This is a genomic window from Buttiauxella sp. BIGb0552 (assembly GCF_004366275.1).
GTDB classification, from domain to species: Bacteria; Pseudomonadota; Gammaproteobacteria; order Enterobacterales; family Enterobacteriaceae; genus Buttiauxella; species Buttiauxella gaviniae.
Map to the genome: position 1 here is coordinate 1 of NZ_SODY01000008.1, position 25,045 is coordinate 25,045.

The following is a 25,045-nucleotide window of genomic DNA, read 5'->3' on the forward strand; positions in this document are numbered from 1 at the left end:
TTATTTTCGCTTTTCGTCTGGCTGACAAGCCGGTTTGTAAGCCGTTGTGCCGTGTCAGTGGAGGCGCAGTATAGGGATTTTCTGGAAGCTGACAACCCCTATTTTCAAAATAATTACCAACCGCGCTCTTTTTAATCGTTCCGCTTATTTTTGGCGCGATTTTATCGCTTTTGGCAGGTCTGCGAGGCTATTAATGACAAAATCAGCCGCTGCTTCACTTTGTTCAGTGACTGGCTTGCCGGTACGAACCAACACTTTTGTCCCTACATGTGCCGCTGCAGCTGCCTGCATGTCTTCCAATTTGTCGCCAACCATATATGAAGAAGCCATATCTATATGAAGGAACTCTTGAGCGGAGAGCAACATGCCCGGTTGTGGTTTGCGGCAATCACAGGTTTGGCGAAACTCTTCTACTATTGCCTCTGGGTGATGCGGGCAATAATAGATGCCATCAAGATCAACACCACGGTCTGCTAACGACCAGTCCATCCATTCAGTGAGATTTTCAAAATCATCTTCAGTAAACATGCCACGAGCAATGCCTGACTGGTTGGTGACGAGAACTAATGCATAGCCCATTGCCTTTAACTCACGCATTGCATCAATTACACCCTCAATGAACTCGAACTGGTCCACTTCATGAACGTAGCCATGATCCACATTAATGGTGCCATCACGATCGAGAAAAATAGCGGGAACAGACTGTGCCACTTGGAAACTCCTGAAACTGGGATTATTAGCTGTAGTATCGCATGATTTCTTATCCTCGCGGGAACAGACAATCATTCGCAGATTGATTTAGACGTCTGGATGCCTTAACATCCATACTGATGACGGTCATCGCCCGTTATCGGCAGCAGAAAATGCCACGGCTTACACTCATACGATAATAAATAACCTAATGATTAAACTTTCGAATATCACCAAAGTGTTCCAGCAAGGAAGCCGCAGCATACAGGCGCTGAATAATGTCAGCCTGCATGTTCCTGCTGGGCAAATTTATGGCGTGATCGGCGCATCAGGTGCAGGGAAAAGCACACTCATACGCTGTGTAAACCTGCTCGAACGCCCAACTCAAGGTTCAGTACTGGTCGATGGCCAGGAGCTGACTACGCTTTCTGAAGGGCAGCTGACTAAAGCTCGCCGCCAGATTGGCATGATTTTCCAGCACTTTAATTTGCTCTCTTCCCGTACTGTTTATGGCAACGTTGCATTGCCTTTAGAGCTGGATAATACGCCACGTGAAGAAATTAAGCGCCGCGTGTCTGAATTACTCGATTTAGTCGGCCTGAGCGAAAAGCACGATGCATACCCAGCTAACCTGTCCGGTGGGCAAAAGCAGCGTGTCGCGATTGCTCGCGCTCTGGCAAGTAATCCAAAAGTCCTGCTGTGCGATGAAGCCACCAGCGCACTCGATCCCGCAACGACACGCTCGATTCTGGAACTTCTGAAAGATATCAACCGCCGTCTTGGCCTGACTATTCTTTTAATTACACATGAAATGGATGTTGTTAAACGCATCTGTGATTGCGTTGCGGTCATTAGCGACGGTGAGTTAATAGAACAAGACACCGTAAGCGAAGTGTTCTCTCACCCAAAGACACCGCTGGCACAACAGTTCATTCAATCCACTTTGCATCTGGATATTCCGGAAGATTACGCACAGCGTTTGAGCGCCGATAAAAGCGAAACAACGGTTCCTTTACTGCGCCTGGAATTTACCGGCCAGTCTGTTGATGCTCCGCTGCTTTCCGAAACCGCCCGCCGCTTTAATGTGAACAGCAATATCATCAGCGCGCAGATGGATTACGCTGGAGGCGTGAAGTTCGGCATTATGCTGTGTGAGTTGCACGGAGAACATCAAGATATGGACGCTGCTATCGCATACCTGCAGCAGCAACATGTAAAAGTAGAGGTGCTGGGTTATGTCTGAGCCAATGATGTGGTTACTGTTAAAAGGCGTGTATGAAACGCTGGCGATGACGTTTGTGTCTGGCTTCTTTGGTTTCGTTCTTGGGTTGCCTGTTGGTGTGCTCCTCTATATTACACGTCCGGGGCAAATCAGTGCGAACGCGAAGGTTTATAACAGCCTTTCAGCGTTAGTGAATATCTTCCGTTCTATCCCGTTCATTATATTGCTGGTATGGATGATTCCATTTACTCGTACCATTGTCGGGACCTCAATTGGTCTGCAGGCTGCTATCGTGCCATTAACTGTAGGTGCCGCACCATTCATCGCACGTATGGTTGAAAACGCCTTGTTAGAAATCCCGTCGGGCCTGATTGAAGCTTCACGCGCAATGGGTGCCACACCAATGCAGATCATTCGCAAAGTTCTGTTGCCAGAAGCACTACCGGGTCTGGTGAATGCTGCAACCATCACGCTGATTACCCTGGTTGGCTATTCTGCTATGGGTGGTGCGGTTGGTGCCGGTGGCTTAGGTCAGATTGGTTATCAGTACGGTTATATCGGTTATAACGCTACCGTGATGAATACGGTATTAGTGTTATTGGTGGTATTAGTGTATTTAATTCAATTCTCAGGCGATCGTATCGTCCGGGCAGTGACTCACAAATAATACGTTCAACACAACATCGTTTTTACACATAGTAAGGAAGGGATATGTCTTTTAAATTTAAAACCTTTGCGGCAGTTGGTGCTCTGATTGGTTCTCTGGCACTTGTGGGTTGCGGTCAGGACGAGAAAGATCCAAACCATATTAAAGTTGGCGTCATCGTTGGTGCTGAACAGCAGGTTGCTGAAGTTGCGCAGAAAGTCGCAAAAGAGAAATATGGCCTGGATGTTGAGCTGGTTACCTTTAACGATTACGTTCTGCCTAACGAAGCACTGAGCAAAGGCGATATCGATGCTAACGCCTTCCAGCACAAACCATACCTGGATCAGCAGATCAAAGACCGTGGTTACAAACTGGTAAGCGTAGGCAACACATTCGTATACCCAATTGCTGGTTACTCCAAAAAAATCAAATCTCTGGATGAGCTGCAAACTGGTGCGCAGGTCGCTCTGCCAAACGATCCAACTAACCTTGGCCGCTCTTTACTGCTGCTGCAAAAACAAGGTCTGATCAAACTGAAAGATGGTGTTGGCCTGCTGCCAACTGTTCTGGATGTCACCGAGAACCCTAAAAACCTGAAGCTGGTTGAGCTGGAAGCACCTCAGTTGCCACGTTCTCTGGACGATGCTCAGATTGCTCTGGCTATCATCAACACCACTTACGCAAGCCAGATTGGCCTGACTCCAGCGAAAGACGGTATCTTCGTTGAAGATAAAGACTCTCCATACGTGAACATGATCGTATCCCGTGAAGACAACAAAGACGCTGAAAATGTGAAGAAATTCGTTCAGGCTTACCAGTCTGACGAAGTTTACGAAGCAGCAAACAAAGTCTTCAACGGCGGCGCAGTAAAAGGCTGGTAAGTTTCCATTCTTCTATTTTTGCGTAAATAATCTAAGACGGGCTTATGCCCGTCTTGTTATTTGTGCGAGAGCTTGGTTCAATAATCGCGTTTTATCATTCATTGAGGAAAAATTATGCGTGCTTTACCGATCTGTTTATTAGCAGTCATGCTGAGCGGCTGTACGATGCTAAGCAGATCCCCTGTTGAACCTGTTAAAAGCACTGCAACAACACCGGCACCTGAGCCTGTTAAACCTAAGCCAGTTCGTCCGGTCCCCGTAAGAATTTATACCAATGCTGAAGAGTTAGTGGGTAAGCCTTTCCGCGATCTTGGCGAAGTCAGCGGCGATTCATGCCAGGTTAGCAATCAGGATTCGCCACCAAATATCCCAACAGCCCGTAAACGCTTGCAAGTTAACGCATCAAAAATGAAAGCAAACGCCGTGTTATTGCATAGCTGTGATGTTACCAGTGGTACTCCCGGTTGCTATCGTCAGGCCGTTTGTGTTGGGTCTGCGTTAAACGTTTCGGCAAAATGACAGCCTTTAGTTTTGAGCAAATCGGCGTTATTCACTCTCCTTATAAAGAGAAGTTTGCCGTTCCCCGCCAGCCTGGTTTAGTGACTGATGGCGGTGGCGAGCTGCATTTACTGCCTCCGTATAATGTGGCAGATGCTGTTCGTGGTCTTGAAGGCTTTAGCCATCTATGGCTTTTGTTTGTCTTTCATCAAACGATGGAAGGTGGCTGGCGCCCGACGGTTCGCCCGCCGCGCCTGGGTGGGAATGCGCGTATGGGCGTCTTTGCTACTCGCTCGACTTTCCGCCCCAATCCCATTGGGATGTCGCTGGTTGAGCTGAAAGGTATTCGTTGCCAGAAAGATCAGGTCATTTTGCAGTTAGGCAGCCTGGATTTGGTCGACGGCACGCCGGTCGTTGATATCAAACCTTATTTGCCGTTTGCTGAAGCGATACCAGACGCCATGGCGGGTTATGCGCAGCATGCTCCCGCAGCCGATATGCCGGTTTACTTTACCGCTGAAGTGCAGCAGCAATTAACGGTGCTGGATAAACGTTACCCTTATATTGAGCGTTTCATCCGCCAGGTGCTCGCACAAGATCCTCGTCCAGCCTATCGTAAGACAGAAGATGTGGGGAAAACCTACGCCGTTTTATTGCTGGATTTTAACGTTCGCTGGCGTGTGACCGACGAAGGTTCAGAAGTGTTTGCAATTGAGACCCGTTAATTTATCGCCCTTCTCTTTTGACATCCCTGCCACACTGGTAAACTAAAACACTTATTTTGCATCAGGCTACTCAGGTAGCCAGTTATCTGCCGTTCAAATGGAACCGTAACAACATGCGTACTAGCCAATATCTGCTCTCCACACTGAAGGAGACACCAGCCGACGCTGAGGTCATCAGCCACCAACTGATGCTGCGTGCCGGGATGATCCGCAAACTCGCTTCTGGTTTGTATACCTGGTTGCCGACCGGTCTGCGCGTCCTGAAAAAAGTCGAAAACATCGTGCGTGAAGAGATGAACAACGCCGGTGCCATCGAGATGTGCATGCCCGTGGTTCAGCCCGCAGATTTGTGGCAGGAGAGTGGTCGTTGGGAACAGTATGGCCCAGAGCTGCTGCGTTTTGTTGATCGCGGCGATCGCCCATTTGTTCTCGGCCCAACTCACGAAGAAGTCATCACTGACCTGATTCGTAATGAGCTGAGCTCTTACAAACAACTGCCACTGAACTTCTTCCAGATCCAGACTAAGTTCCGTGACGAAGTGCGCCCACGTTTCGGCGTCATGCGTTCCCGTGAATTCCTGATGAAAGATGCTTACTCTTTCCATACTTCTCAGGAATCCCTGCAGGAAACTTATGATGCAATGTATCAAGCCTACAGCAAAATCTTCACCCGTATGGGTCTGGATTTCCGTGCAGTAGAAGCAGATACCGGTTCTATTGGTGGCAGCGCATCTCACGAATTCCAGGTACTGGCACAGAGCGGTGAAGACGATGTTATCTTCTCAACTGATTCTGATTTCGCCGCGAATATTGAATTTGCTGAAGCCGTTGCTCCAGCAGGTGGTCGTGCTGCACCCACTGTTGAAATGACGCAGATCGATACGCCGAATGCAAAAACCATCGCCGAGTTGGTTGAGCAGTTCAATCTGCCAGTTGAAAAAACAGTGAAGACTTTGATGGTCAAAGCTACCGAAGGTAGCGCTTATCCGCTGGTTGCTCTGCTGGTTCGTGGCGATCATGAACTGAACGAAGTTAAAGCAGAAAAACTGCCGCAAGTTGCCAGCCCACTGACTTTCGCGACCGAAGAAGAAATTCGTGCCGTCGCTAAAGCAGGTCCAGGTTCACTTGGCCCAATTAATCTGCCAATCCCTGTTGTTATCGACCGTACCGTTGCCGCAATGAGTGATTTCGCGACGGGCGCAAACATCGACGGTAAACACTTCGTTGGCGTTAACTGGGAACGCGATGTTGCGCTGCCAGAAGTTGCTGATATTCGTAACGTGGTGGAAGGCGATCCTAGCCCGGACGGTAAAGGCACTCTGCTGATTAAACGCGGTATCGAAGTGGGTCATATCTTCCAGCTCGGCACCAAGTATTCTGAAGCAATGAAAGCCTCTGTTCAGGGTGAAGATGGCCGTAACCAGACGCTGACCATGGGTTGCTACGGTATCGGTGTGACTCGCGTAGTGGCTGCAGCAATCGAGCAGAACAACGACGAGCGCGGCATTGTCTGGCCAGATGCGATTGCACCTTTCCATGTTGCGATTCTGCCGATGAACATGCACAAATCTTTCCGCGTGAAAGAACTGGCTGAAGAGCTGTACTCAACTCTGCGTGCCAAAGGCATCGACGTATTAATGGATGACCGTAAAGAGCGTCCAGGCGTGATGTTTGCCGATATGGAACTGATTGGTATTCCACACACTGTCGTTATCGGCGATCGCAACCTTGATAGCGAAGAAGTTGAATACAAAAACCGCCGTGCAGGCGAGAAGCAGATGATCAAAACCAGCGAAATCATTGATTTCTTGTTGGCGCAGATTCCACGCTAACTCTGACGCATAAAGAAAAAGCCCCGCTAAGCAATTAGCGGGGCTTTTTTATATCCACGGTTTATCAATCGTGACAGCTTTTCTTAGGCTCAAATTTAGCTGTTCTGTCAGCAACGACGGTTTTCTTCAACTCGCCGCTATCTGGTGATGCCTGCAAGGTAAAGTGCGCATCAACCACCAGCAACACCGGCTGGTAATCCTCACCCCGCGCTGCCGCATATCCACGTTCCAGTTCTGCGTTACTGGCCACAGGGAATGTTTTCCCGGTGTTGCAATCCTGGAAAATTGCCGCATCAGCCATATATTTGTACATGCCTTTCATGGTCATTGGCGTTGCAGGTAACGCTTCTTTACTCGGCGTCAGAGTGTAATTGAGCTGAGACTCAATCGAATTACCTGCCCTGTCCAACATCTCCAGGTTATCGCCTTTCGGGCGGAAATAGAGCTTTTCACCGTCACGTTCAGTGAGAACAAGTTTATCCGCCGTACGCGCCCAGCTACCGTAAGATGCAAATACTGCCGGTTCTTTTGCGTCCTGATAACGTTGGTTCATCACCCAGGTGCCGTCTTTTTCCAAAAACAGCGACGTTTCAATCCCTGAACAATCCGCACAAGGTAAAACCCCTTTATAACTTTGCTGCATTGGCTGTAGTTCTGCGGCTTGAGCCGGCTGTAACGTTTGAACTTCAGCCCGGTTATTACAACCAAAAAGTGCAAACAAGCTGCATACGGCAACTGCCGACAATAGAATCTTTTTCACCATCTCTTCCCTCTTCTGGTCAATATCTTTGCCGTTCGTCACTCAGGGCGACGGACTTTTCCACGCAATGATTTCGTCGTTGATTTTTGTGATTTCGATGCCAGACGACGCTCTTTTGACGCGCGCGTAGGTCGCGTCGCTCGTCGGCTTTTCTGCTCAACGGTTAATTCCTGAATCAATGAAATAAGCCGTGCGACTGCCGCTTCACGGTTCATTTCCTGACTACGGTATTCTTGTGCCTTAATTATCACCACGCCATCAGGCGTAATCAAATGGTGACTTGCCGCCAGCAAGCGTTCTTTATAATACTCTGGCAGGCTGGAGGCACGAATGTCAAAACGCAAATGGATAGCTGTTGAGGTTTTATTCACATGCTGACCGCCCGCTCCCTGCGCGCGGATAGCCGTAATAGTGACCTCAGTGTCCGGTATAGCTACCGCTCGTGACACCACTATCATCAATGATGCTGCCAGGCCGTGAAATGAATTTCGAGATTATTCTCAGCATCAGATAACCAGATAGCGCCATCCTGAATGGTAGCCTGCAAGTTCATCGAACGTGTACCAAACTCACACAGCTTCGCCAGTTGCTCATCATCCAGATACCAGATAGACAAGTTTTGGTATTGCTTGAGTTTGTTCTGATGCTGCTGCCACCAGACTTCCGCAGCACGGCTGTTATAGGTAAACAGCGCCACTTGCGCAGATTGGCTACAGGCTTTTTTCAGACGTTTTTCTTCTGGCAGGCCCAGCTCAATCCACAGGTCGATACCCATATGATCGTTACGCTGCCAGATTTCCGGCTCGTCTTCAGCACTTAAACCACGGCTAAATTGCAGGCGCTCGTTGGCGTATTTAATCCATGCCAGCAAACGCAGCATCATACGTTCTTGCGTTTCCGAAGGATGGCGCGCAAGCGTCAGGTTGCTATCCAGGAATTGATTGCGATCGAGATCGGCAACATTCACCATCGCTTTATAGATTGTCGCTTTTAACGCCATCACACTTCTCCACACGAATAAGGCGCTCATTGTAACGAAAACCCCGCTAAAACGCTGTTATGTATTCACTCAAGTAGCGAGTTGGTCTGCTGATATCGGTTTCACTGCTGTGGTATAGTCACCTTGCTAAACAGAGTTTATCTTCGTAGGCTTAACTGGCATCACACGATTAAGTCTGAGTTCGGGACTCTGAAAGGAGGGCGTGTGGAAAAGTATTGTGAATTAGTACGGCGGCGCTATGCGGAAATAGCCAGCGGAGATTTGGGTTACATTCCCGATGCACTGGGTTGCGTATTGAAAGTGCTGAATGAAGTGGCTTCCAACGAAGCACAACCAGAATCGATTAGGGAACAGGCGGCGTATGCTGCCGCGAACTTACTGGTGAGCGATTATGTCAATGAATGATGCCTATCAACCCATCAATTGTGATGATTATGACAATCTCGAGCTCGCCTGCCAGCATCACTTATTATTGACGCTGGAGTTAAAGAGCGGAGAAGTTTTCAAGGCGAAAGCCAGTGACCTGGTGTCTCGTAAAAACATCGAATATCTGATTCTCGATGATGCCGGAGCCACTCGCGAAGTTCGTCTCGATAAAATTACCAGCTTCAGCCATCCTGAAATTGGTACTGTCGTAGTTAGCGAGTCCTGATACGCAAAGTATCCGCATATGCGGGCAGCCATGAGCTGCCCGTTTTTTTACGGTTTCATTGAGGCGTAGTAAGCCGCCAGATTACTTATATCTTCATCGGAAAGGCCGCTCACATAAGCCTTCATCACTTCCGCTTGCCCACCGCTGCGCTCACCTTTTTTATATGCCTTCAACGAGTGTTCAAGATACGCCTCGTTTTGCCCGGCAAGATTCGGGTACATCGGCACGGACACTTTCCCCGTCGCACCGTGGCAGGCCACACACATCATTGCTTTCTGCTCACCAGCGGCTGCGTCACCTTTTGCCAGTACCGGTTGGCTACACAACAACACTCCAGCCAAAATAATCATTCTTTTCATTATTGATTCTCCTTTTGCCAGTCGACACGCCAGCATGATTGTTCCGTTGCAATGCCTTCCCGGGTGACAAAAACACCCAGTGCTGCAATTAATTGCTCATCATAAAATAGCAGCGGCGTTCTTTCGCGCAGCCAGGGTGGAATACCTGACTCCTGCCAGATTTTTTTCAAACTTCGACCTCGTTCGCGCCCAACAATATGGAACTGTCCGGAAGCCTTAAAGCGTAAAGTAACAGGCTCGTTATCGTGAGGTGCCCGAATTTCCTGTCCACACGGCGCACATAAAAGCGTGCCCAGGCCGTCAGGCAACGTGAGTGGTGCAAAAGGTGCCGGCCAGGAAATGATTTCATCACCCAATCCGTTCATCAAAGGCAGCCAGTACAGCGCCCCCTGATAACGGCGAACTTCGTAAGCGCCAAATCTCAGGCGAGGAGTGGCATCGTCACGGCTGGTCGCAACTTCACCCCACAAGCGCGCTAAAGCAGCCCGTGATGGCATGGCGGCTTTTTGCCGGGCAAACCAACGGCGTAACAACGCGGCACGTCGGATATCGCTCAGGGACAGCAGAGGCTCAATCAGTAATGAGCCATCATCCTGAATCAGCGCATTGAGTTGTTCGGCAAGTAGCTCATCAAGTAACTGCTCTTGCTCGCCACACAGTTCAGCGCTACGAGCAACGCTTTGCGGGAAATGCGGCCAGCGCTGCTGGATTTCAGGAATGACCCGCAACCTCAAGAAATTCCGGTCGTAGCTATCATCCTGATTACTTTCGTCTTCTATCCACGTTAGCTGGTGTTCATTCGCCCACGCTTCCAGATCTTTGCGCGTTTGCCCCAGCAGGGGTCGGATTAATTCTGTCTCACCAAACGGCAAACGTTCTGGCATTGCGGCCAGCCCCGCAGGGCCACTCCCCCGCTTCAGGGCAAGTAAAAACGTTTCACACTGGTCATCAAGGTGCTGCGCCGTCAGCAACACTTCGTCTGGCCGTATTGTTTCAGCCAGCGCCTGATAACGAGCCGCTCGCGCGTGGGCTTCAAGGCCCAATCCCTCGTCTGCCAGTTTTACGCGTTTGACTTCAAGCGGCACGTTCCATTGCTCACAAACTTGCTGGCAATGTTCTGCCCATTCATCAGCATAGGGGCTTAAACCATGATGAATATGCATGGCGCGAATCTGGAGGTTTGCGGCCTGCGTATCGCGAAGCGTAACCAACTGATGGAGCAAAACCGTGGAATCCAGGCCACCACTAAACGCCACCAGCAAATTCGGGTGCGGTTGCAATAATTTGATGAGAGGACGAAGTGGCATAGTCAGTAACTTGAATAAGGTTTTGCCCGGCACGTTACCGGGCTACGAGAAGAGAGGCAAGCGTTACTGCTGGTATAGCTCAAGAGGCAAGCCATCGGGGTCGTTAAAGAAAGTAAAACGCTTATTGGTGAAAGGATCGATACGAACCGGCTCACACTTCACACCATGCTTCTCAAGGTGAACAATCGCGCTGTCGATATCGTCAACGCTAAACGCCAGATGACGTAACCCACAAGCCTCTGGGCGACTCGGCCTTGCTGGCGGGAACGGGAAGGAAAATAGCTCAATGACATATTGCCCGTTCAATGCCAAATCACCTTTCCATGAATCCCGTTCTTCACGATAGGCTTCCGCTTGCAGCGTAAAGCCAAGAATATCGCAGTAAAAATGCTTACTGGTTGGGTAATCCGACGCGATGATAGCGATGTGGTGAACTTGCTTTAAACCCAGCATAAATGCTCCTTTTTCTTTTTCGCACGGTAACTATCATGCATCGGTAAATCAATACGCTACACCGATTTTAGGACTCGTACTCTGTAGATGCCATCCTCACCCAGTTTGGCTCCGTGAATGTCGGTTTCAAACCCAGGATAGTGCTCTCCCACAGAACACAGCATCAGCAGGAAATCGAGCACTGCCCGACTTTCATTGGTGATCATCTCACCAGGCATCACCACCGGCACACCGGGTGGATACGGCAGGATCATGTTTGCTGAAACGCGATTAAGCAATTGTTCGATTTCTACCGTTTCAACGTTACCTTTCACTTGCTGTTGATACGCCTTGTGCGGCGTCATTTTCATTTCCGGGAGCACATCAAAAGCACGCAGCATCAGGTCAGAAAGATTATGCTGCTTAATCAATTTGTGGATGCCTTGCGCCAGGTCCTGGATACGCATATTGCGATAAAAATCAGGATCTTCAGCATACAAATCCGGCAGCATGTTTTTCACACGCAAATTGAGGTCATACGAGCGTTTAAACTCCGTCAAACCACGCAACAAACTTAACGCCTTGGTTTTGTCTATCCCAATGCTAAACAGGAACAGCAGGTTATATGGCCCTGTTTTTTCGACGACCACACCGCGTTCATCAAGGAACTTCGCCACCAGTGCCGCGGGAATGCCCTCATCAGCCATCGTCCCTAACTCATCCATGCCTGGCGTCAGAATGGTGACTTTTATCGGGTCGAGGTACATATGGTCAGCATCGGCATCTTTGAAACCGTGCCAGTTCTCTTCGCCGGGCGAAATCGGCCAACAGGCGGCTTCATCAATAAATTCCGGCTGCCAGATATCGAAGAACCAGTCCTCTGACTCTTCTCGCAGGCGCTGAACTTCACGACGGAAATGCAGCGCACGCTCTACCGAACGGTTAATCAACCGCTTGCCGGGGTTGCCTCGCAGCATTGCTGCCGCCGTTTCAATGGATGCCACCAGCGGATAACTTGGCGATGTAGTGGTATGCATCATGTAGGCTTCGTTGAAAGTTTCCTCGTCGTAGTCACCTTTAATATGAATGAGGGATGCCTGCGACAACGCTGCCAGTAATTTGTGTGTGGACTGGGTTTCGTAAATCACTTTCCCCGGCACGCGATCGCCACTCATACCGCTTTTACCCTGATAAATAGCGTGGAAGTTGGTGTACGGCACCCAGGCGGAATCAAAGTGGATCGAGGGTACATCGAGAGTCTGTTTGATAAATTCGGTGTTATACAGCAAGCCATCGTAAGTCGAGTTGGTGATAACCGCATGCACCGGCCACTGGGCATTTTCCGTCGCAGCAACTTTCGCCTCGATACTCTCGCGCATAAATTCACGCTGCGGAATGCCGCCCAAAATCCCCAGCGCGTTGCGTGTCGGTTTTAACCAGATGGGTACCAGGTCGGTCATCATCAGCAAATGGGTCAGCGATTTGTGGCAGTTACGGTCAATCAGCACCGTGCTGCCGGAAGGTGCGGCATACATACCCACGATTTTATTCGACGTGGATGTGCCGTTGGTCACCATATAACTCTGCTCCGCACCAAAAGTACGGGCGATATATTCCTCAGCTTCCAGATGTGGGCCAGTGTGATCGAGTAACGATCCCAGTTCCGTCACCGAAATAGAGACATCCGCTTTAAGCGTGTTCGCGCCAAAGAAGTCATAGAACAAACAGCCAACCGGGCTTTTCAGATAGGCGGTGCCCGCCATATGCCCCGGCGTGCAGAAGGTATATTTCCCTTCGTTCACATAGTTGAACAATGCTTTGGTTAACGGCGGGGTGATGTTGTCGAGATATTCATTGGTGTACTGACGGATGCGCAGGGCGATATCGTCTGCCGCACTGAGGGCGTATTCAAAGAACCACAGCGCCATGCGCATTTCGTTGACACTGACATCCAGCGAAGAGTGTGTGTTGATAAACGCATACAACGGCAGATATTCATTCAGCGCATTAATTTCGCTGCATAAATCCAGGCTGTATTCATCCCAGTCAAAAATGACGCTGCAGATACGCGGGTTATGTTCGATTAGTTTCAGCAGGTCGGTACTGTTGGTCGGGTAAATCAGGCGAAAACCCTGAACTTCCAGCGCCTGGTGGAGTTCTTTGATTGGCTCGTCTTTGTAGAAAACGCCATGCGGTCCCATGATTGCAATAATATTCAACGCTTACCTCCTGGAAAAAAACCTTCAGGTAAGCATAGTTTATTGAAAAGTGGCTGAGGACAAGTGCAGAGGTGTAAAGCTTCTTAAAGTGTGGGATTCAGATAATAAAAGAGGCCAGAATTTCTTCTGACCTCCTTCTTCAGAGCATCAAGCTATTATGCGTAACCGTAACTCATCAGACGGTGATAACGACGAGCCAACAGCTCTTCGGTATTCAACACGTCCAGATCGGCAAGATCGGCCAGCAATTGCGCTTTCAGTGAAGCGGCCATTGCTTCCACGTTACGGTGTGCACCGCCCAGTGGTTCAGGGATCACGGAATCAATCAGCTTCAGCTCTTTCAGGCGTGGCGCAATGATACCCATCGCTTCTGCAGCGATTGGTGCCTTATCAGCACTTTTCCACAGAATTGACGCACAACCTTCCGGAGAGATAACGGAATAGGTGCTGTACTGCAGCATATTCACTTTATCGCCCACGCCGATTGCCAACGCACCACCAGAACCACCTTCGCCGATTACGGTACAGATGACCGGCACTTTCAGGCCAGACATTTCACGTAAGTTGCGAGCGATAGCTTCTGACTGGCCGCGTTCTTCTGCGCCCACACCAGGATAAGCCCCAGGGGTGTCGATGAAGGTAATGATTGGCATTTTGAAACGCTCAGCCATTTCCATCAAACGCAGTGCTTTACGGTAGCCTTCTGGTGCTGGCATACCGAAGTTACGGCGGATTTTCTCTTTAGTCTCACGGCCTTTCTGATGGCCAATGACCATAACAGGACGACCATCAAGACGCGCAATGCCACCAACAATAGCTTTATCGTCAGCATACGCACGGTCACCCGCAAGTTCATCGAACTCATCAAAAGCGAGACGCAGGTAATCAAGCGTATACGGGCGCTGCGGGTGACGCGCCAGTTGAGCAATCTGCCATGCTCCTAAATCGGCGAAGATTTTACGTGTGAGTTCTACGCTTTTTTCACGCAGGCGCTGCACTTCTTCGTCGAGATTAATATCTAACTTTTCGTCCTGACGGCTAACTGCAGTCAGGGAATCAATTTTCGCTTCCAGCTCTGCAATCGGCTGTTCAAAATCGAGGAAATTCAGACTCATAATATTCCTGTATTAGTCAAACTCCAGTTCCACCTGCTCCGATCCTATCAGCGTGCGAAGCTCATTGAGCAAACGATCGCTTGGGGATACACGCCATGCTGCGCCAAAACGCAAACGCGCACGTGCATCCGCTCTCTGATAGTAGAGATGTACTGGAATGGTCCCCGAACGATGGGGTTCCAGAGACTGACGGAGACGGTTCAAAAGCTGGTCATCAATTTGCCTGTCCGTCAGCGAGATAGCAAGCCCACGCGCATACTTTTCGCGGGCCTCGTCTATATCCATAACTTCGCGAGCAGTCATTTTAAGGCCACCGCTGAAGTCATCAAAGCTGACCTGTCCGCTGACGATCAGGATACGGTCTTTTTCCAACAGATGCTGGTACTTTTCTAACGCATCTGTGAATAGCATCACTTCCAGGCGACCAGAACGGTCATCCAGAGTACAGATGCCAATGCGATTGCCGCGCTTGGTAACCATCACCCGCGAAGCAATCACCAGACCCGCAGCTGTGGTCATTTTACCACGTTCTGTCGGGTGCATCTCTTTCAGGCGCATGCCACCGACATAGCGCTCAATTTCTTTCAGATACTGGGTAATAGGATGCCCCGTCAGGTATAACCCTAACGTTTCACGCTCACCATCCAGCACCACTTGTTCAGGCCATTGCATTACGCTGGCGTAGGACTGCTCAACCTGCTCAGGTTCATCGGCCAATACACCGAACATATCCACCTGGCCGATGGCTTCGGCTTTCGCATGTTGGTCAGCCGCTTTAAGTGCATCAGGCAACGCATTCATCAGTGCTGCGCGATGCGGCCCAAGGCGGTCAAACGCCCCGGACATCACTAATTTTTCAAGAATGCGTTTATTGAGTTTTTTAACGTCAGCACGCGCACACAGGTCGAACAGCTCGCGGAAATAACCGCCCTCGTTACGCGCCTCAATTATCGCTTCAATTGGGCCTTCACCGACACCTTTAATCGCGCCGATACCATAAACGATTTCCCCGTCGTCATTAACGTGGAAATGGTACAGCCCGGAGTTAATATCCGGTGGCAGAATTTTCAGGCCCATGCGCCAGCATTCATCCACCAGGCCGACGATTTTCTCGGTGTTATCCATATCAGCGGTCATCACCGCCGCCATAAACTCTGCCGGATAGTGCGCTTTTAGCCACAGCGTCTGGTAAGAAACCAGGGCATAAGCGGCTGAGTGAGATTTGTTAAACCCATAGCCGGCAAATTTCTCTACCAGGTCGAAGATCTTAATCGCCAGTTCACCATCAATGCCACGAGATTTCGCACCATCTTCAAAACCGCCACGCTGCTTCGCCATTTCTACCGGGTTCTTTTTACCCATCGCACGACGTAGCATATCCGCACCACCTAGCGAGTAACCCGCCAGCACCTGTGCAATCTGCATAACCTGTTCTTGATACAGGATAATGCCGTAGGTCGGTTCAAGTACCGGTTTCAGGCTTTCATGCTGCCATTGAATATCCGGATAAGAGATGGCTTCACGCCCGTGTTTACGGTCGATAAAGTTATCAACCATGCCCGATTGCAGCGGGCCGGGGCGGAACAGCGCAACCAGTGCGATCATATCTTCGAAGCAGTCAGGCTGCAGACGCTTGATAAGATCTTTCATGCCGCGGGATTCTAGCTGGAACACAGCAGTGGTTTCCGAGCGTTGTAGCATGTCGAAGCTTTTCTTGTCTTCGAGCGGGATTGCCGCGATATCAATCGGTTCTAAACCTTGCTTTGCCCGACGCGGGTTGATCATCTTCAACGCCCAGTCGATGATGGTCAGCGTACGCAAGCCGAGGAAGTCGAACTTCACCAGGCCCGCATATTCCACATCGTTTTTATCGAACTGGGTGACCGGGTTTTGGCCCTGGTCATCGCAATAAAGCGGAGCAAAGTCAGTAATTTTGGTTGGTGCAATAACCACGCCGCCAGCATGTTTACCAGCGTTACGCGTGACACCTTCAAGCTTACGCGCCATATCAATAAGCGCTTTAACTTCTTCGTCAGCTTCATACATTTCGGGAAGCTGCGGTTCAACTTCAAACGCTTTGGCAAGCGTCATGCCAGGATCTGGCGGGATCAGTTTAGAAATCCGATCGACAAAACCGTATGGGTGCCCCAGTACACGGCCCACATCGCGGATAACCGCTTTTGCCGCCATGGTACCAAAGGTAATAATCTGTGATACCGCTTCGCGCCCGTACATTTCGGCGACGTGGTCGATAACCCAATCGCGTTTTTCCATGCAGAAGTCGATATCGAAGTCGGGCATCGATACACGTTCCGGGTTAAGGAAACGTTCGAACAACAGGTCAAACTCTAGCGGATCAAGATCGGTAATCTTCAGAGCATAAGCCACCAGTGAACCCGCACCAGAACCACGGCCAGGCCCTACCGGCACGCCGTTGTCTTTGGACCACTGGATAAATTCCATCACGATCAGGAAGTAGCCCGGGAACCCCATCTGGTTAATAACTTTTAGCTCAATATCCAGACGCTCGTCGTACGGCTGCCTTTTCACCGCACGCTCTTCAGGATCTTTGAACAAGAATTCCAGACGATCTTCGAGCCCTTCTTTAGACTTCATCACCAGGAAGTCTTCGGTAGACATCTCACCGGTTGGGAATTGCGGCAGGAAATATTCGCCAAGGCGCACTGTAACGTTACAGCGTCTGGCAATTTCTACGCTGTTTTCCAGCGCTTCCGGGACGTCCGAAAACAGCTCGCACATCTCCTCTTCGGTACGCAGATACTGCTGCGAAGAGTAGTTACGCGGGCGTTTAGGATCATCAAGGGTAAAGCCATCGTGAATAGCAACGCGGATTTCATGGGCATCAAAATCTGTAGACTCAATGAATCTTACGTCGTTCGTTGCAACAACCGGCAAACCACGTTCATCCGCTAAAGCGACAGCGGCATGCAAATAACTTTCTTCGTCAGGACGACTAGTACGAATCAGTTCCAGATAGAAGCGATCGGCAAAATATTGCTGATAAAATTCCAGGCACAGATCAAGCTGTGCTGTATTTCCACGCAACAAGTTTTTGCCAATATCCCCCATGCGCCCGCCAGAAAGAAGGATCAGCCCTTCATTCAGTTCGGCAAGCCACGCTCGGTCGATAATGGGGCCTGCAGCACCGTAACCACGCTGGTAAGCCTTAGAGATGAGCAATGTCAGGTTTTGATAACCGACATTGTTTGCAGCAAGTACGGTTAAATGGCTGAGTTCATCACCCAACAATTCATTCGCAACGTTAAAATCAGCACCAATGATCGGCTTAAGCCCTGCGCCGTGCGCAGCACCATAGAATTTCACCAGCCCGCAGAGGTTGGTAAAATCAGTGATAGCAATTGCTGGCATCCCCATCGCCGCGGCTTTCTTCACCAGCGGTGCTGTTTTTGCCAGGCCATCAACCATGGAGTAGTCGCTGTGCACCCTAAGGTGTACGAAACGTGGTTCAGCCATTTCTCATTCCGTTTAGATATGTAACGTACGTCCGCAAATCAGGACGCCAGTCCGAGAGCGCGTTTGACCGGAGCAAAGCTACGACGATGATGTTCAGTCGCACCATGCTCTGCCAGCTTTTCCAGATGGAAAGCTGTGGGGTAGCCCTTATGTTGGGCAAAACCGTATTGCGGGAAAGAGAGATCAAGCTCTGCCATTTCACGATCGCGCGTCACTTTGGCAATTATTGATGCCGCACTGATTTCTGCAACCCGGCTATCACCTTTAACCACTGCCAGAGAAGGCATCGGTAATGCAGGGCAGCGGTTGCCATCAATCAGTACATATTCTGGAACCACGCAAAGGCCTGCAACCGCACGCTGCATCGCAAGCATTGTGGCGTGCAAAATATTTAGCTGGTCAATCTCTTCCGGCTCAGCACGCCCAAGACTCCAGGACAGTGCTTTTTCAACGATTTCATCATAGAGCGCGTTGCGGCGTTTTTCAGAAAGCTTCTTCGAGTCGGCAAGGCCAATGATAGGCTTCGCCGGGTCGAGGATCACCGCAGCGGTGACGACTGCACCAACCAGCGGGCCACGGCCGACTTCATCAACACCCGCAACCAGGTGCGTATGAGGATAAATAAATTCAATCATTGTGCGAGCTCCAACACAGCATCGGCCGCCTGTTCATCGGCATTACAACGAATCTGCTGATGCAGTTCGCGGAAGGTGTCATGAATTTGGTGGCTCTGCGCGCCGTCTTCCAGCAACGGACCCAGCGCCTGCGCAAGTGCATTTGGCTCGCACTCTTCCTGCAGCAATTCTTTAACCAGTTCACGGCCAGCCAGTAGATTTGGCAGTGAAACGTAATCGGTTTTCACCAGTCGTTTCGCCAGCCAGAAAGTAAATGGCTTCATGCGATAGCCCACCACCATCGGGCATTTCGCCAGCATGCACTCAAGTGCCGCAGTACCTGATGCCAGCAATGCGGCATCGCTTGCCACCATCGCTTCGCGACCTTGCCCATTGAGCAAATGCATCGTCAGGTCAGGCGCGACTTCTGCTTTGATACGCTCAAACTGCTCACGGCGTTTGGCATTAACCAAAGGAACGACAATTTCGAGCCCCGGGAAACGCTCACGCAGCAAAAGAGCTGTTTTCAGGAAATCCGCGCTGAGCATTTCAACTTCTGCTCCCCGGCTCCCCGGTAATAGTGCCAGGCATTTCGCATCAGGGGAAATACCCAGAGTCGCGCGGGCGGCATTTTTATCAGGATCAAGCGGCATGGCATCCGCCATGGTATGACCGATAAACCGGCACGGAACATTAAATCTATCGTAAAACGCTTTTTCGAAAGGCAGAAATGCGAGCACTAAATCCGTTGCTCTGCCAATTTTGAAAACGCGTTTTTGCCGCCATGCCCAAACGGAAGGGCTGACGTAATGAATGGTGCGAATACCCTGCTTCTTAAGATTGCCTTCGAGCGTGATGTTGAAATCAGGCGCATCAATGCCGACAAAAACGTCTGGCTGCAATTCGGTGAAACGGTGCGTGAGATCGGCTCGGATATGCAATAAGCGACGCAGGCGACCGAGCACTTCAACAATGCCCATCACCGCCAGCTCTTCCATCTCATACCATGCTTCACAGCCTTCAGCCTGCATCAGAGGCCCGGCAACACCAACAAAGCGAGCATCAGGATGACGAGCTTTCAGAGCACGAATCAGACCAGCACCAAGAATATCGCCGGAAGTTTCTCCGGCGACCAGGGCAATCGTAAGCGGACGACCAGGTTTCATTTAGCGAATCAGACCACGAGTTGAACGTTCAAAGAATTCAACAAATGCGTTCACTTCTGGATGTTGCTCAGCAATCGCAGCAATTTCAGGCTTCGCTTCTTCGAAGGTTTTCCCGCTGCGGTAGAGAATCTTATACGCGTTGCGAACAGCGTGAATAGCTTCTCTGGTAAAGCCGCGGCGTTTAAGCCCTTCGATGTTTACGCCGAATGGCGTTGCGTGGTTGCCCTGCGCGATAACATACGGCGGAACATCTTGTGCCACACCGGAACAACCACCCACCATCACGTGTGCACCGATAATGCAGAACTGGTGCACAGCGGTCATGCCGCCAATGATTGCGAAATCATCAACGGAAACGTGACCAGCAAGAGTTGCGTTATTTGCGAGGATACAGCGGTTACCGACTGTACAGTCATGCGCCACGTGAGCGTTGACCATCAGCAGGTTATCGCTACCCACCTTCGTCAAACCACCGCCCTGCTCTGTTCCGCGATGGATGGTGACGCTTTCACGAATGCGGTTGCGATCGCCAATTTCCACACGAGTTGGCTCACCGGCATATTTCAGATCCTGGTTAACTTCACCAATGGAAGCGAACTGATAAATCTCGTTATCTCGGCCAATAGTCGTATGACCATTTACCACAACATGGGATTTCAGAACGGTACCTTCACCGATTTCAACATGCGGACCAACAATACAAAACGGACCAATATGAACGTTAGCACCAATAACGGCACCGTCTTCCACAATGGCAGATGGATGAATAAAGGCGGATTTATCAATCACGTATTAACTCTCCCGGCTGCGGGCACACATCATAGTTGCTTCGCAGACAATTTTACCGTCAACAGTTGCCACACCTTTAAAGCGCGTCAGACCACGGCGGGTTTTCTCGAAAGTAACTTCCATGACCATCTGGTCACCAGGTACGACAGGACGTTTGAAACGCGCTTCATCGATACCAGCAAAGTAATAAAGCTCACCAGGTTCCAGTTTCCCTACGCTTTTGAACGCAAGAATACCGGTGGCTTGCGCCATCGCTTCAAGAATCAGCACACCCGGGAAAATCGGTTTACCAGGGAAGTGGCCCTGGAAAAACGGCTCGTTTACTGTGACATTTTTTACTGCACGTAAAAAACGCCCCTCTTCAAAATCCAGCACGCGGTCTACCAGCAAGAACGGGTAACGGTGTGGCAGAAGTTCCAAAATCTCTTCGATGTGCAGAGTATGAGTGTCGGTAGTCAAGATACTCTTCCTGTCTAAATGTACCAAATGACAATAATAACACGGCCTGCGACTATCTCGGGATAGCTAGCAGGCCGCAAATCAGTAAGCACTAACGCGTCTTGGGCGGGTGACTTTTAGTCTTGTTGATTGATTTTTTTCTCAACGGATTTCAAGCGTTTGCTGATCTCGTCGATATTCATCACCAACGCGGCTGTTTTACGCCACACTTTGTTCGGCTGTAGTGGAATACCTGAGGAGTAAACCCCCGGCTCTGTGATAGGGCGCATTACCATGCCCATTCCAGTCACGGTGACTTTATCGCAGATTTCCATATGGCCATTGATAACACTGGCACCACCAATCATGCAGTAACGGCCAATTTTCAGGCTGCCTGCCATGATCACACCGCCAGCAACAGCAGTATTGTCGCCAATCACAACGTTATGTGCAATCTGGCATTGATTATCAATGATAACACCATTGCCAATAATCGTGTCGTCTAGTGCGCCACGGTCAATCGTAGTACAAGCACCGATCTCGACACGATCGCCAATAATCACGCGACCAAGTTGGGGGATCTTCACCCAATTGCCACGATCGTTAGCATAACCAAAACCATCTGAACCGATGACGGTACCGGACTGAACCAGGCACTGTTCACCGATCTGGATTTCATGGTAAATCGACACATTCGCCCACAGGCGTGTGCCAGCACCAATTTTGGTGTGTTTACCCACGAAACAGCCAGGACCAATCACGACGTTATCACCAAGCACTACGCCAGATTCGATAACCGCATTGGCGCCAATGGCTACGTTATTACCCAACGTCGCAGTTGCATCAATCACTGCACTTGGTGCGATGTTTTGAGCAGGTTGCGGCGTGGAATCAAGGATTTGCGCCATGCGAGCATATGTGAGGTAGGGATTCTTCACTACCAATACCGCGCTATGTGCGAAAGGGAGGTCGGCTTCAGTCATAACGACGGCAGAAGCCTGGCAAACAGCCAATTGCTCACGGTAACGTGGGTTAACCATGAACGTAATTTGGCCAGCCTGGGCCGTTTGCATAGATGCAACGCCGGTGATGACGAGATCGCCATCACCGTGCAAATCTGCATCCAACTGCTGGGCTAAATCAGCCAGTCGAATTGAAGACATTACTTATTTAACCTGTTTCAGAACATCTGAAGTGATGTCTTTAACACTGCTGCCAGCATAAGCAACGGTGTTAGCATCCAGAACTACGTCGATGCCTTTGTCGTCAGCAACTTTCTTCACTGCGCTCTGAATACGAGTAACCAGTTTGCCACGCTCTTCGTTAGAGCGACGTTGACGATCTTGTTCGAATGCCTGAGCTTTAGTCTGGAACTGCTGACGTTGAGCCATCAGATCTTTTTCAGCTTTGCTGCGGTCAGCAGCTTTCATGGTAGAACCATCGCGTTGCAGCTTTTGCATTTTGGACTGCAGGTCGCCTTCCATATTCTGCAACTCGCTTGCGCGGCCTTTAAACTCGTTTTCAAGAGTTTTAGACACACCGGTGCTCTGTGCTACCTGTTGGAACAGGTTGCCCATGTTTACTACAGCAATGCTGTCAGCTGCTTGAACGCTGGCAGATGCAGCCATAGCGAGGCCAAGACCTGCGGCAAATAACCACTTTTTCACAATAAACTCCTTACCATCCCGAATGTGTCCGAAGACACTCTTTTTTGCGTGTGCCAGTTCTGCATTTAGCGAACTGGCATCAACGCTACACTGCTTTTATGCATTCCTTCGCACAGAACAGTTACCAGGTTTTACCAATGTTAAACTGGAACTGTTCCGCTTTGTCGCCTTCGTACTTCTTGAACGGTTGGGCATAAGAGAAGACCAACGGCCCCAGCGGTGACATCCATTGCAATGCGATACCTGCTGACATACGAATATTACTTGGGTCACTGTAGTCCGGAATCCCGTCTGCAGAATACTTGGTATTATCCCAGTTAGTATCCCAAACAGTACCCATGTCCATGAACACGGAAGTACGCACAGAGTTCGCGTACTTCTCGCTCAAGAACGGCGTTGGCGTGATAAGTTCAAGACTTGCCACTGCCATTGCGTTACCACCGACTGCATCGTCAGAACTACAAACTTCAGTTGACGAAGCTTTGTTACAGTTATCTGTATCATTGCCGCCGTAATAAACAGCTTTAGGACCAATGTTATTTGACTGGAAACCACGAACAGTACTGGAACCACCGGCATAGAAGTTCTCATAGAACGGCATTTCTTTGCCGCCAAGACCATCACCGTAGCCCCAACGAGTACGTCCTAACATGACCCAGGTATGATCCTCATCAATTGGGAAGTAGCTCGCAGTATCCAGAGTCACTTTATAGAACTCGTTATCTGAACCCGGAACGGTCACTTTACCGTTCAGGTTTACGCGTGAGCCTTCTGTTGGGAAGTAACCACGGTCAAGCTTGTTGTACGTCCAACCATAGTTCAGCGTGAAGTCATCTGCAGCAAAACCATTGTCATCAGATGATGTGCTAGCCGATTGACCAACAGAATCCAAATAACGCCACATCGCAACCTGTGGCTGCATGTTGGACAGGTCGTTATGCACGTAACCTAAGCCCAGACGCAATGTGTTGTTTTCGTTAACCGGGAAGCCAAGCGTTCCGTCCACACCATAACTTGTGTTGGTGTAGTCAGAAAGATCCGCGTCATCAGCTTTAAAGTCATTGTAGAAGAGACGGCCACCGAGGCTCACGCCATCAACTGTAAAGTACGGATCGGTTACCGACAATTCAGCATATGTCTGATAATCGTTTTTGGTACCGTTGATACCAACCGAGTAGCCTGTTCCTAACCAGTTATCCTGTTGGACACCGACCTGGAAACTGATACCACTTTCAGTACCGTAACCCACACCAAAGTTGAAACTACCGGTGTTGCGCTCTTTAACTTTGTAGACCACATCAACCTGGTCAGGGCTACCTGACACACGTTGCGTATCAACATCTACAGTTTCGAAGTAACCCAAACGATTCAGACGATCTTTACCTGAGTTCACAAGATCGCTACCCAGCCAAGTCCCTTCCATTTGGCGCATTTCGCGACGCAGGACTGAATCTTTACTGGTGTCGTTGCCTTCAAAACGAATTTTACGCACGTAGTAACGGTTACCAGAATCAACGTTCACATGCAGTTTAACGGTCTTATCTGCATCGTTGATTTCAGGTTGTGTCTGCACTCGTGGATAGGCGTAACCATAACGACCCAACAATTTCTTGATGTCGTCTTCCATCTTGGTCACTTTGGTGCCGTTATAAAGCTCACCTGGTTTGAGTTTAGTCAGCGTTTCAATTTCTGCTGAGTGCCCTGCCAGATTACCGTTCACCGTCACGCCAGCAATCTTGTATTGATCGCCTTCTGTAACGTTGATGGTCACGTAAATGCTTTTCTTATCAGGCGTCAAACTGACCTGAGTCGAATCGATGTTAAAGCGTGCATAACCGCGATCCAGATAGTAACTGCGCAGCGTTTCGAGGTCGCCGGCCAGCTTCTGTTTCTGGTATTTACGGTCACCCACCACGTTCCACCATGGCACTTCATCGCGCAACTGGAAATGCGAAATGAGTTCATCAGTCGTAAACGCATGGTTGCCGACGATGTTGATTTGCTGAATTTTGGCAGAAACGCCTTCCTGGAATACCAGTTTCAGGTCAACACGGTTACGCGGCAATGGCGTAACAACGGCTTTCACGCTGGCACTGTACTTACCAACGCTGTAGTAGAAATCTTCCAGCCCTTTTTCAATATCAGCCAGGGTCGTTCTATCCAGTGATTCGCCGACACGCACACTAGAAGCCTCGAGGTTCTGCTTGAGCATGTCGTCCTTCACGGACTTGTTACCGGAGAAGGTAATACTCGCGATTGTCGGGCGTTCTTTCACCTGAACAACTAACGTTTCGCCATCACGAAGTACCCGGACATCTTCGAAGTTCCCGGTAGCAAACAGTGAACGAATAGTATTACTGATATCCTCGTCAGAGACAGTATCGCCTACGCGAACCGGCATGCTGAGGAGGGCCGCACCGACGGCGACTCGCTGCAGGCCTTCGAAATGAATATCCTTCACCACGAACCCGTCTGCACCGTATACGGTGGCGCTGCTAAACAGCAGCGACGCTATGAGCAACTTTTTCATCGCCATCG

At 49.9% G+C, this 25,045-nt stretch carries 25 protein-coding genes; 8 read left to right on the forward strand and 17 right to left on the reverse strand.

Annotated elements, in window-relative coordinates; all coding sequences use genetic code 11:
- Positions 1–144: 144 nt before the first annotated feature.
- On the reverse strand, positions 145–711 hold the full coding sequence (gene gmhB, locus EDF88_RS20640; protein WP_064516372.1) for a D-glycero-beta-D-manno-heptose 1,7-bisphosphate 7-phosphatase: 567 nt from the start codon (positions 709–711) through the stop codon (positions 145–147).
- Positions 712–901: 190 nt separating this feature from the next.
- Between gmhB and metN the strand changes: the two genes are divergently transcribed.
- The 6 genes from metN to proS all read left to right on the forward strand — a co-directional run bounded on the left by metN (position 902) and on the right by proS (position 6,494).
- A complete protein-coding gene (metN, locus tag EDF88_RS20645) occupies positions 902–1,933 on the forward strand; it encodes a methionine ABC transporter ATP-binding protein MetN (protein WP_064516370.1) in 1,032 nt (343 codons plus the stop codon).
- Positions 1,926–2,579, forward strand: coding sequence for a methionine ABC transporter permease MetI (locus EDF88_RS20650; RefSeq protein WP_064516368.1), 654 nt, complete (start codon positions 1,926–1,928; stop codon positions 2,577–2,579). Before metN ends, EDF88_RS20650 begins: the two co-directional genes overlap by 8 nt.
- 44 nt (positions 2,580–2,623) lie before the next feature.
- Positions 2,624–3,439: a methionine ABC transporter substrate-binding lipoprotein MetQ gene (metQ, locus tag EDF88_RS20655; RefSeq protein WP_064516366.1), complete on the forward strand. Its 816-nt coding sequence runs from the start codon at positions 2,624–2,626 to the stop codon at positions 3,437–3,439.
- A gap of 114 nt (positions 3,440–3,553) precedes the next feature.
- Positions 3,554–3,958 carry an Rcs stress response system protein RcsF gene (gene rcsF / locus EDF88_RS20660; RefSeq protein WP_134186962.1) on the forward strand — a complete coding sequence of 135 codons (405 nt, stop codon included), beginning with the start codon at positions 3,554–3,556 and terminating at the stop codon, positions 3,956–3,958.
- Entirely contained in the window at positions 3,955–4,662 is a 708-nt protein-coding gene (gene tsaA / locus EDF88_RS20665) for a tRNA (N6-threonylcarbamoyladenosine(37)-N6)-methyltransferase TrmO (RefSeq protein WP_134186964.1), read from the forward strand. Before rcsF ends, tsaA begins: the two co-directional genes overlap by 4 nt.
- 113 nt (positions 4,663–4,775) lie before the next feature.
- Positions 4,776–6,494, forward strand: a complete 1,719-nt coding sequence (proS, locus tag EDF88_RS20670) for a proline--tRNA ligase (protein ID WP_134186966.1) — start codon at positions 4,776–4,778, stop codon at positions 6,492–6,494.
- Positions 6,495–6,558: 64 nt separating this feature from the next.
- Here proS and nlpE read toward each other — a convergent pair whose 3' ends face one another.
- Genes nlpE through EDF88_RS20685 form a run of 3 tightly spaced genes read right to left on the reverse strand, consistent with a single transcriptional unit; the run spans position 6,559 to position 8,254 of the window.
- Positions 6,559–7,254 carry an envelope stress response activation lipoprotein NlpE gene (gene nlpE / locus EDF88_RS20675; protein ID WP_134186968.1) on the reverse strand — a complete coding sequence of 232 codons (696 nt, stop codon included), beginning with the start codon at positions 7,252–7,254 and terminating at the stop codon, positions 6,559–6,561.
- A 38-nt stretch (positions 7,255–7,292) separates the two neighbouring features.
- On the reverse strand, positions 7,293–7,712 hold the full coding sequence (gene arfB, locus EDF88_RS20680; RefSeq protein ID WP_064516357.1) for an alternative ribosome rescue aminoacyl-tRNA hydrolase ArfB: 420 nt from the start codon (positions 7,710–7,712) through the stop codon (positions 7,293–7,295).
- On the reverse strand, positions 7,712–8,254 hold the full coding sequence (locus EDF88_RS20685) for a YaeQ family protein (protein ID WP_064516355.1): 543 nt from the start codon (positions 8,252–8,254) through the stop codon (positions 7,712–7,714). Before EDF88_RS20685 ends, arfB begins: the two co-directional genes overlap by 1 nt.
- 204 nt (positions 8,255–8,458) lie before the next feature.
- On the opposite strand from EDF88_RS20685, the gene EDF88_RS20690 reads away from it, so the two are divergent.
- Both EDF88_RS20690 and rof read left to right on the forward strand, forming a co-directional pair.
- Positions 8,459–8,659, forward strand: coding sequence for a YaeP family protein (locus EDF88_RS20690; protein WP_034460828.1), 201 nt, complete (start codon positions 8,459–8,461; stop codon positions 8,657–8,659).
- Positions 8,646–8,906 (forward strand): Rho-binding antiterminator, encoded by a 261-nt coding sequence (gene rof / locus EDF88_RS20695; RefSeq protein ID WP_034460830.1) that lies wholly within the window; start codon positions 8,646–8,648, stop codon positions 8,904–8,906. Before EDF88_RS20690 ends, rof begins: the two co-directional genes overlap by 14 nt.
- 47 nt (positions 8,907–8,953) lie before the next feature.
- Here the strand turns inward: rof and EDF88_RS20700 are convergent, their stop codons facing one another.
- From EDF88_RS20700 to bamA, 13 genes are all read right to left on the reverse strand, one after another.
- Positions 8,954–9,268, reverse strand: a complete 315-nt coding sequence (locus EDF88_RS20700) for a cytochrome c (protein ID WP_208326164.1) — start codon at positions 9,266–9,268, stop codon at positions 8,954–8,956.
- Positions 9,265–10,572 carry a tRNA lysidine(34) synthetase TilS gene (gene tilS / locus EDF88_RS20705; protein ID WP_134186972.1) on the reverse strand — a complete coding sequence of 436 codons (1,308 nt, stop codon included), beginning with the start codon at positions 10,570–10,572 and terminating at the stop codon, positions 9,265–9,267. Before tilS ends, EDF88_RS20700 begins: the two co-directional genes overlap by 4 nt.
- Positions 10,573–10,635: 63 nt before the next feature.
- Positions 10,636–11,025, reverse strand: a complete 390-nt coding sequence (locus EDF88_RS20710) for a VOC family protein (RefSeq protein WP_134186974.1) — start codon at positions 11,023–11,025, stop codon at positions 10,636–10,638.
- A 56-nt stretch (positions 11,026–11,081) separates the two neighbouring features.
- The gene (locus EDF88_RS20715) at positions 11,082–13,223 is read right to left on the reverse strand and encodes a lysine decarboxylase LdcC (RefSeq protein ID WP_134186976.1); all 2,142 of its coding nucleotides are present in this window, start codon (positions 13,221–13,223) and stop codon (positions 11,082–11,084) included.
- Between the two features lie 155 nt (positions 13,224–13,378).
- Entirely contained in the window at positions 13,379–14,338 is a 960-nt protein-coding gene (accA, locus tag EDF88_RS20720; RefSeq protein ID WP_064516346.1) for an acetyl-CoA carboxylase carboxyl transferase subunit alpha, read from the reverse strand.
- Between the two features lie 12 nt (positions 14,339–14,350).
- Entirely contained in the window at positions 14,351–17,833 is a 3,483-nt protein-coding gene (gene dnaE, locus EDF88_RS20725; protein ID WP_134186978.1) for a DNA polymerase III subunit alpha, read from the reverse strand.
- A 38-nt stretch (positions 17,834–17,871) separates the two neighbouring features.
- Positions 17,872–18,468 carry a ribonuclease HII gene (gene rnhB, locus EDF88_RS20730; protein WP_134186980.1) on the reverse strand — a complete coding sequence of 199 codons (597 nt, stop codon included), beginning with the start codon at positions 18,466–18,468 and terminating at the stop codon, positions 17,872–17,874.
- Positions 18,465–19,613, reverse strand: a complete 1,149-nt coding sequence (gene lpxB / locus EDF88_RS20735) for a lipid-A-disaccharide synthase (protein WP_134186982.1) — start codon at positions 19,611–19,613, stop codon at positions 18,465–18,467. Before lpxB ends, rnhB begins: the two co-directional genes overlap by 4 nt.
- Positions 19,614–20,402, reverse strand: a complete 789-nt coding sequence (gene lpxA / locus EDF88_RS20740; protein ID WP_064516338.1) for an acyl-ACP--UDP-N-acetylglucosamine O-acyltransferase — start codon at positions 20,400–20,402, stop codon at positions 19,614–19,616.
- A 3-nt stretch (positions 20,403–20,405) separates the two neighbouring features.
- Positions 20,406–20,861 (reverse strand): 3-hydroxyacyl-ACP dehydratase FabZ, encoded by a 456-nt coding sequence (gene fabZ, locus EDF88_RS20745; RefSeq protein ID WP_064516336.1) that lies wholly within the window; start codon positions 20,859–20,861, stop codon positions 20,406–20,408.
- A gap of 116 nt (positions 20,862–20,977) precedes the next feature.
- Positions 20,978–22,003, reverse strand: coding sequence for a UDP-3-O-(3-hydroxymyristoyl)glucosamine N-acyltransferase (gene lpxD / locus EDF88_RS20750; RefSeq protein ID WP_134186984.1), 1,026 nt, complete (start codon positions 22,001–22,003; stop codon positions 20,978–20,980).
- Between the two features lie 3 nt (positions 22,004–22,006).
- Positions 22,007–22,507, reverse strand: coding sequence for a molecular chaperone Skp (gene skp, locus EDF88_RS20755; RefSeq protein ID WP_134186986.1), 501 nt, complete (start codon positions 22,505–22,507; stop codon positions 22,007–22,009).
- Positions 22,508–22,628: 121 nt separating this feature from the next.
- Positions 22,629–25,043: an outer membrane protein assembly factor BamA gene (bamA, locus tag EDF88_RS20760; RefSeq protein ID WP_064516330.1), complete on the reverse strand. Its 2,415-nt coding sequence runs from the start codon at positions 25,041–25,043 to the stop codon at positions 22,629–22,631.
- Between the last annotated feature and the right edge of the window lie 2 nt (positions 25,044–25,045).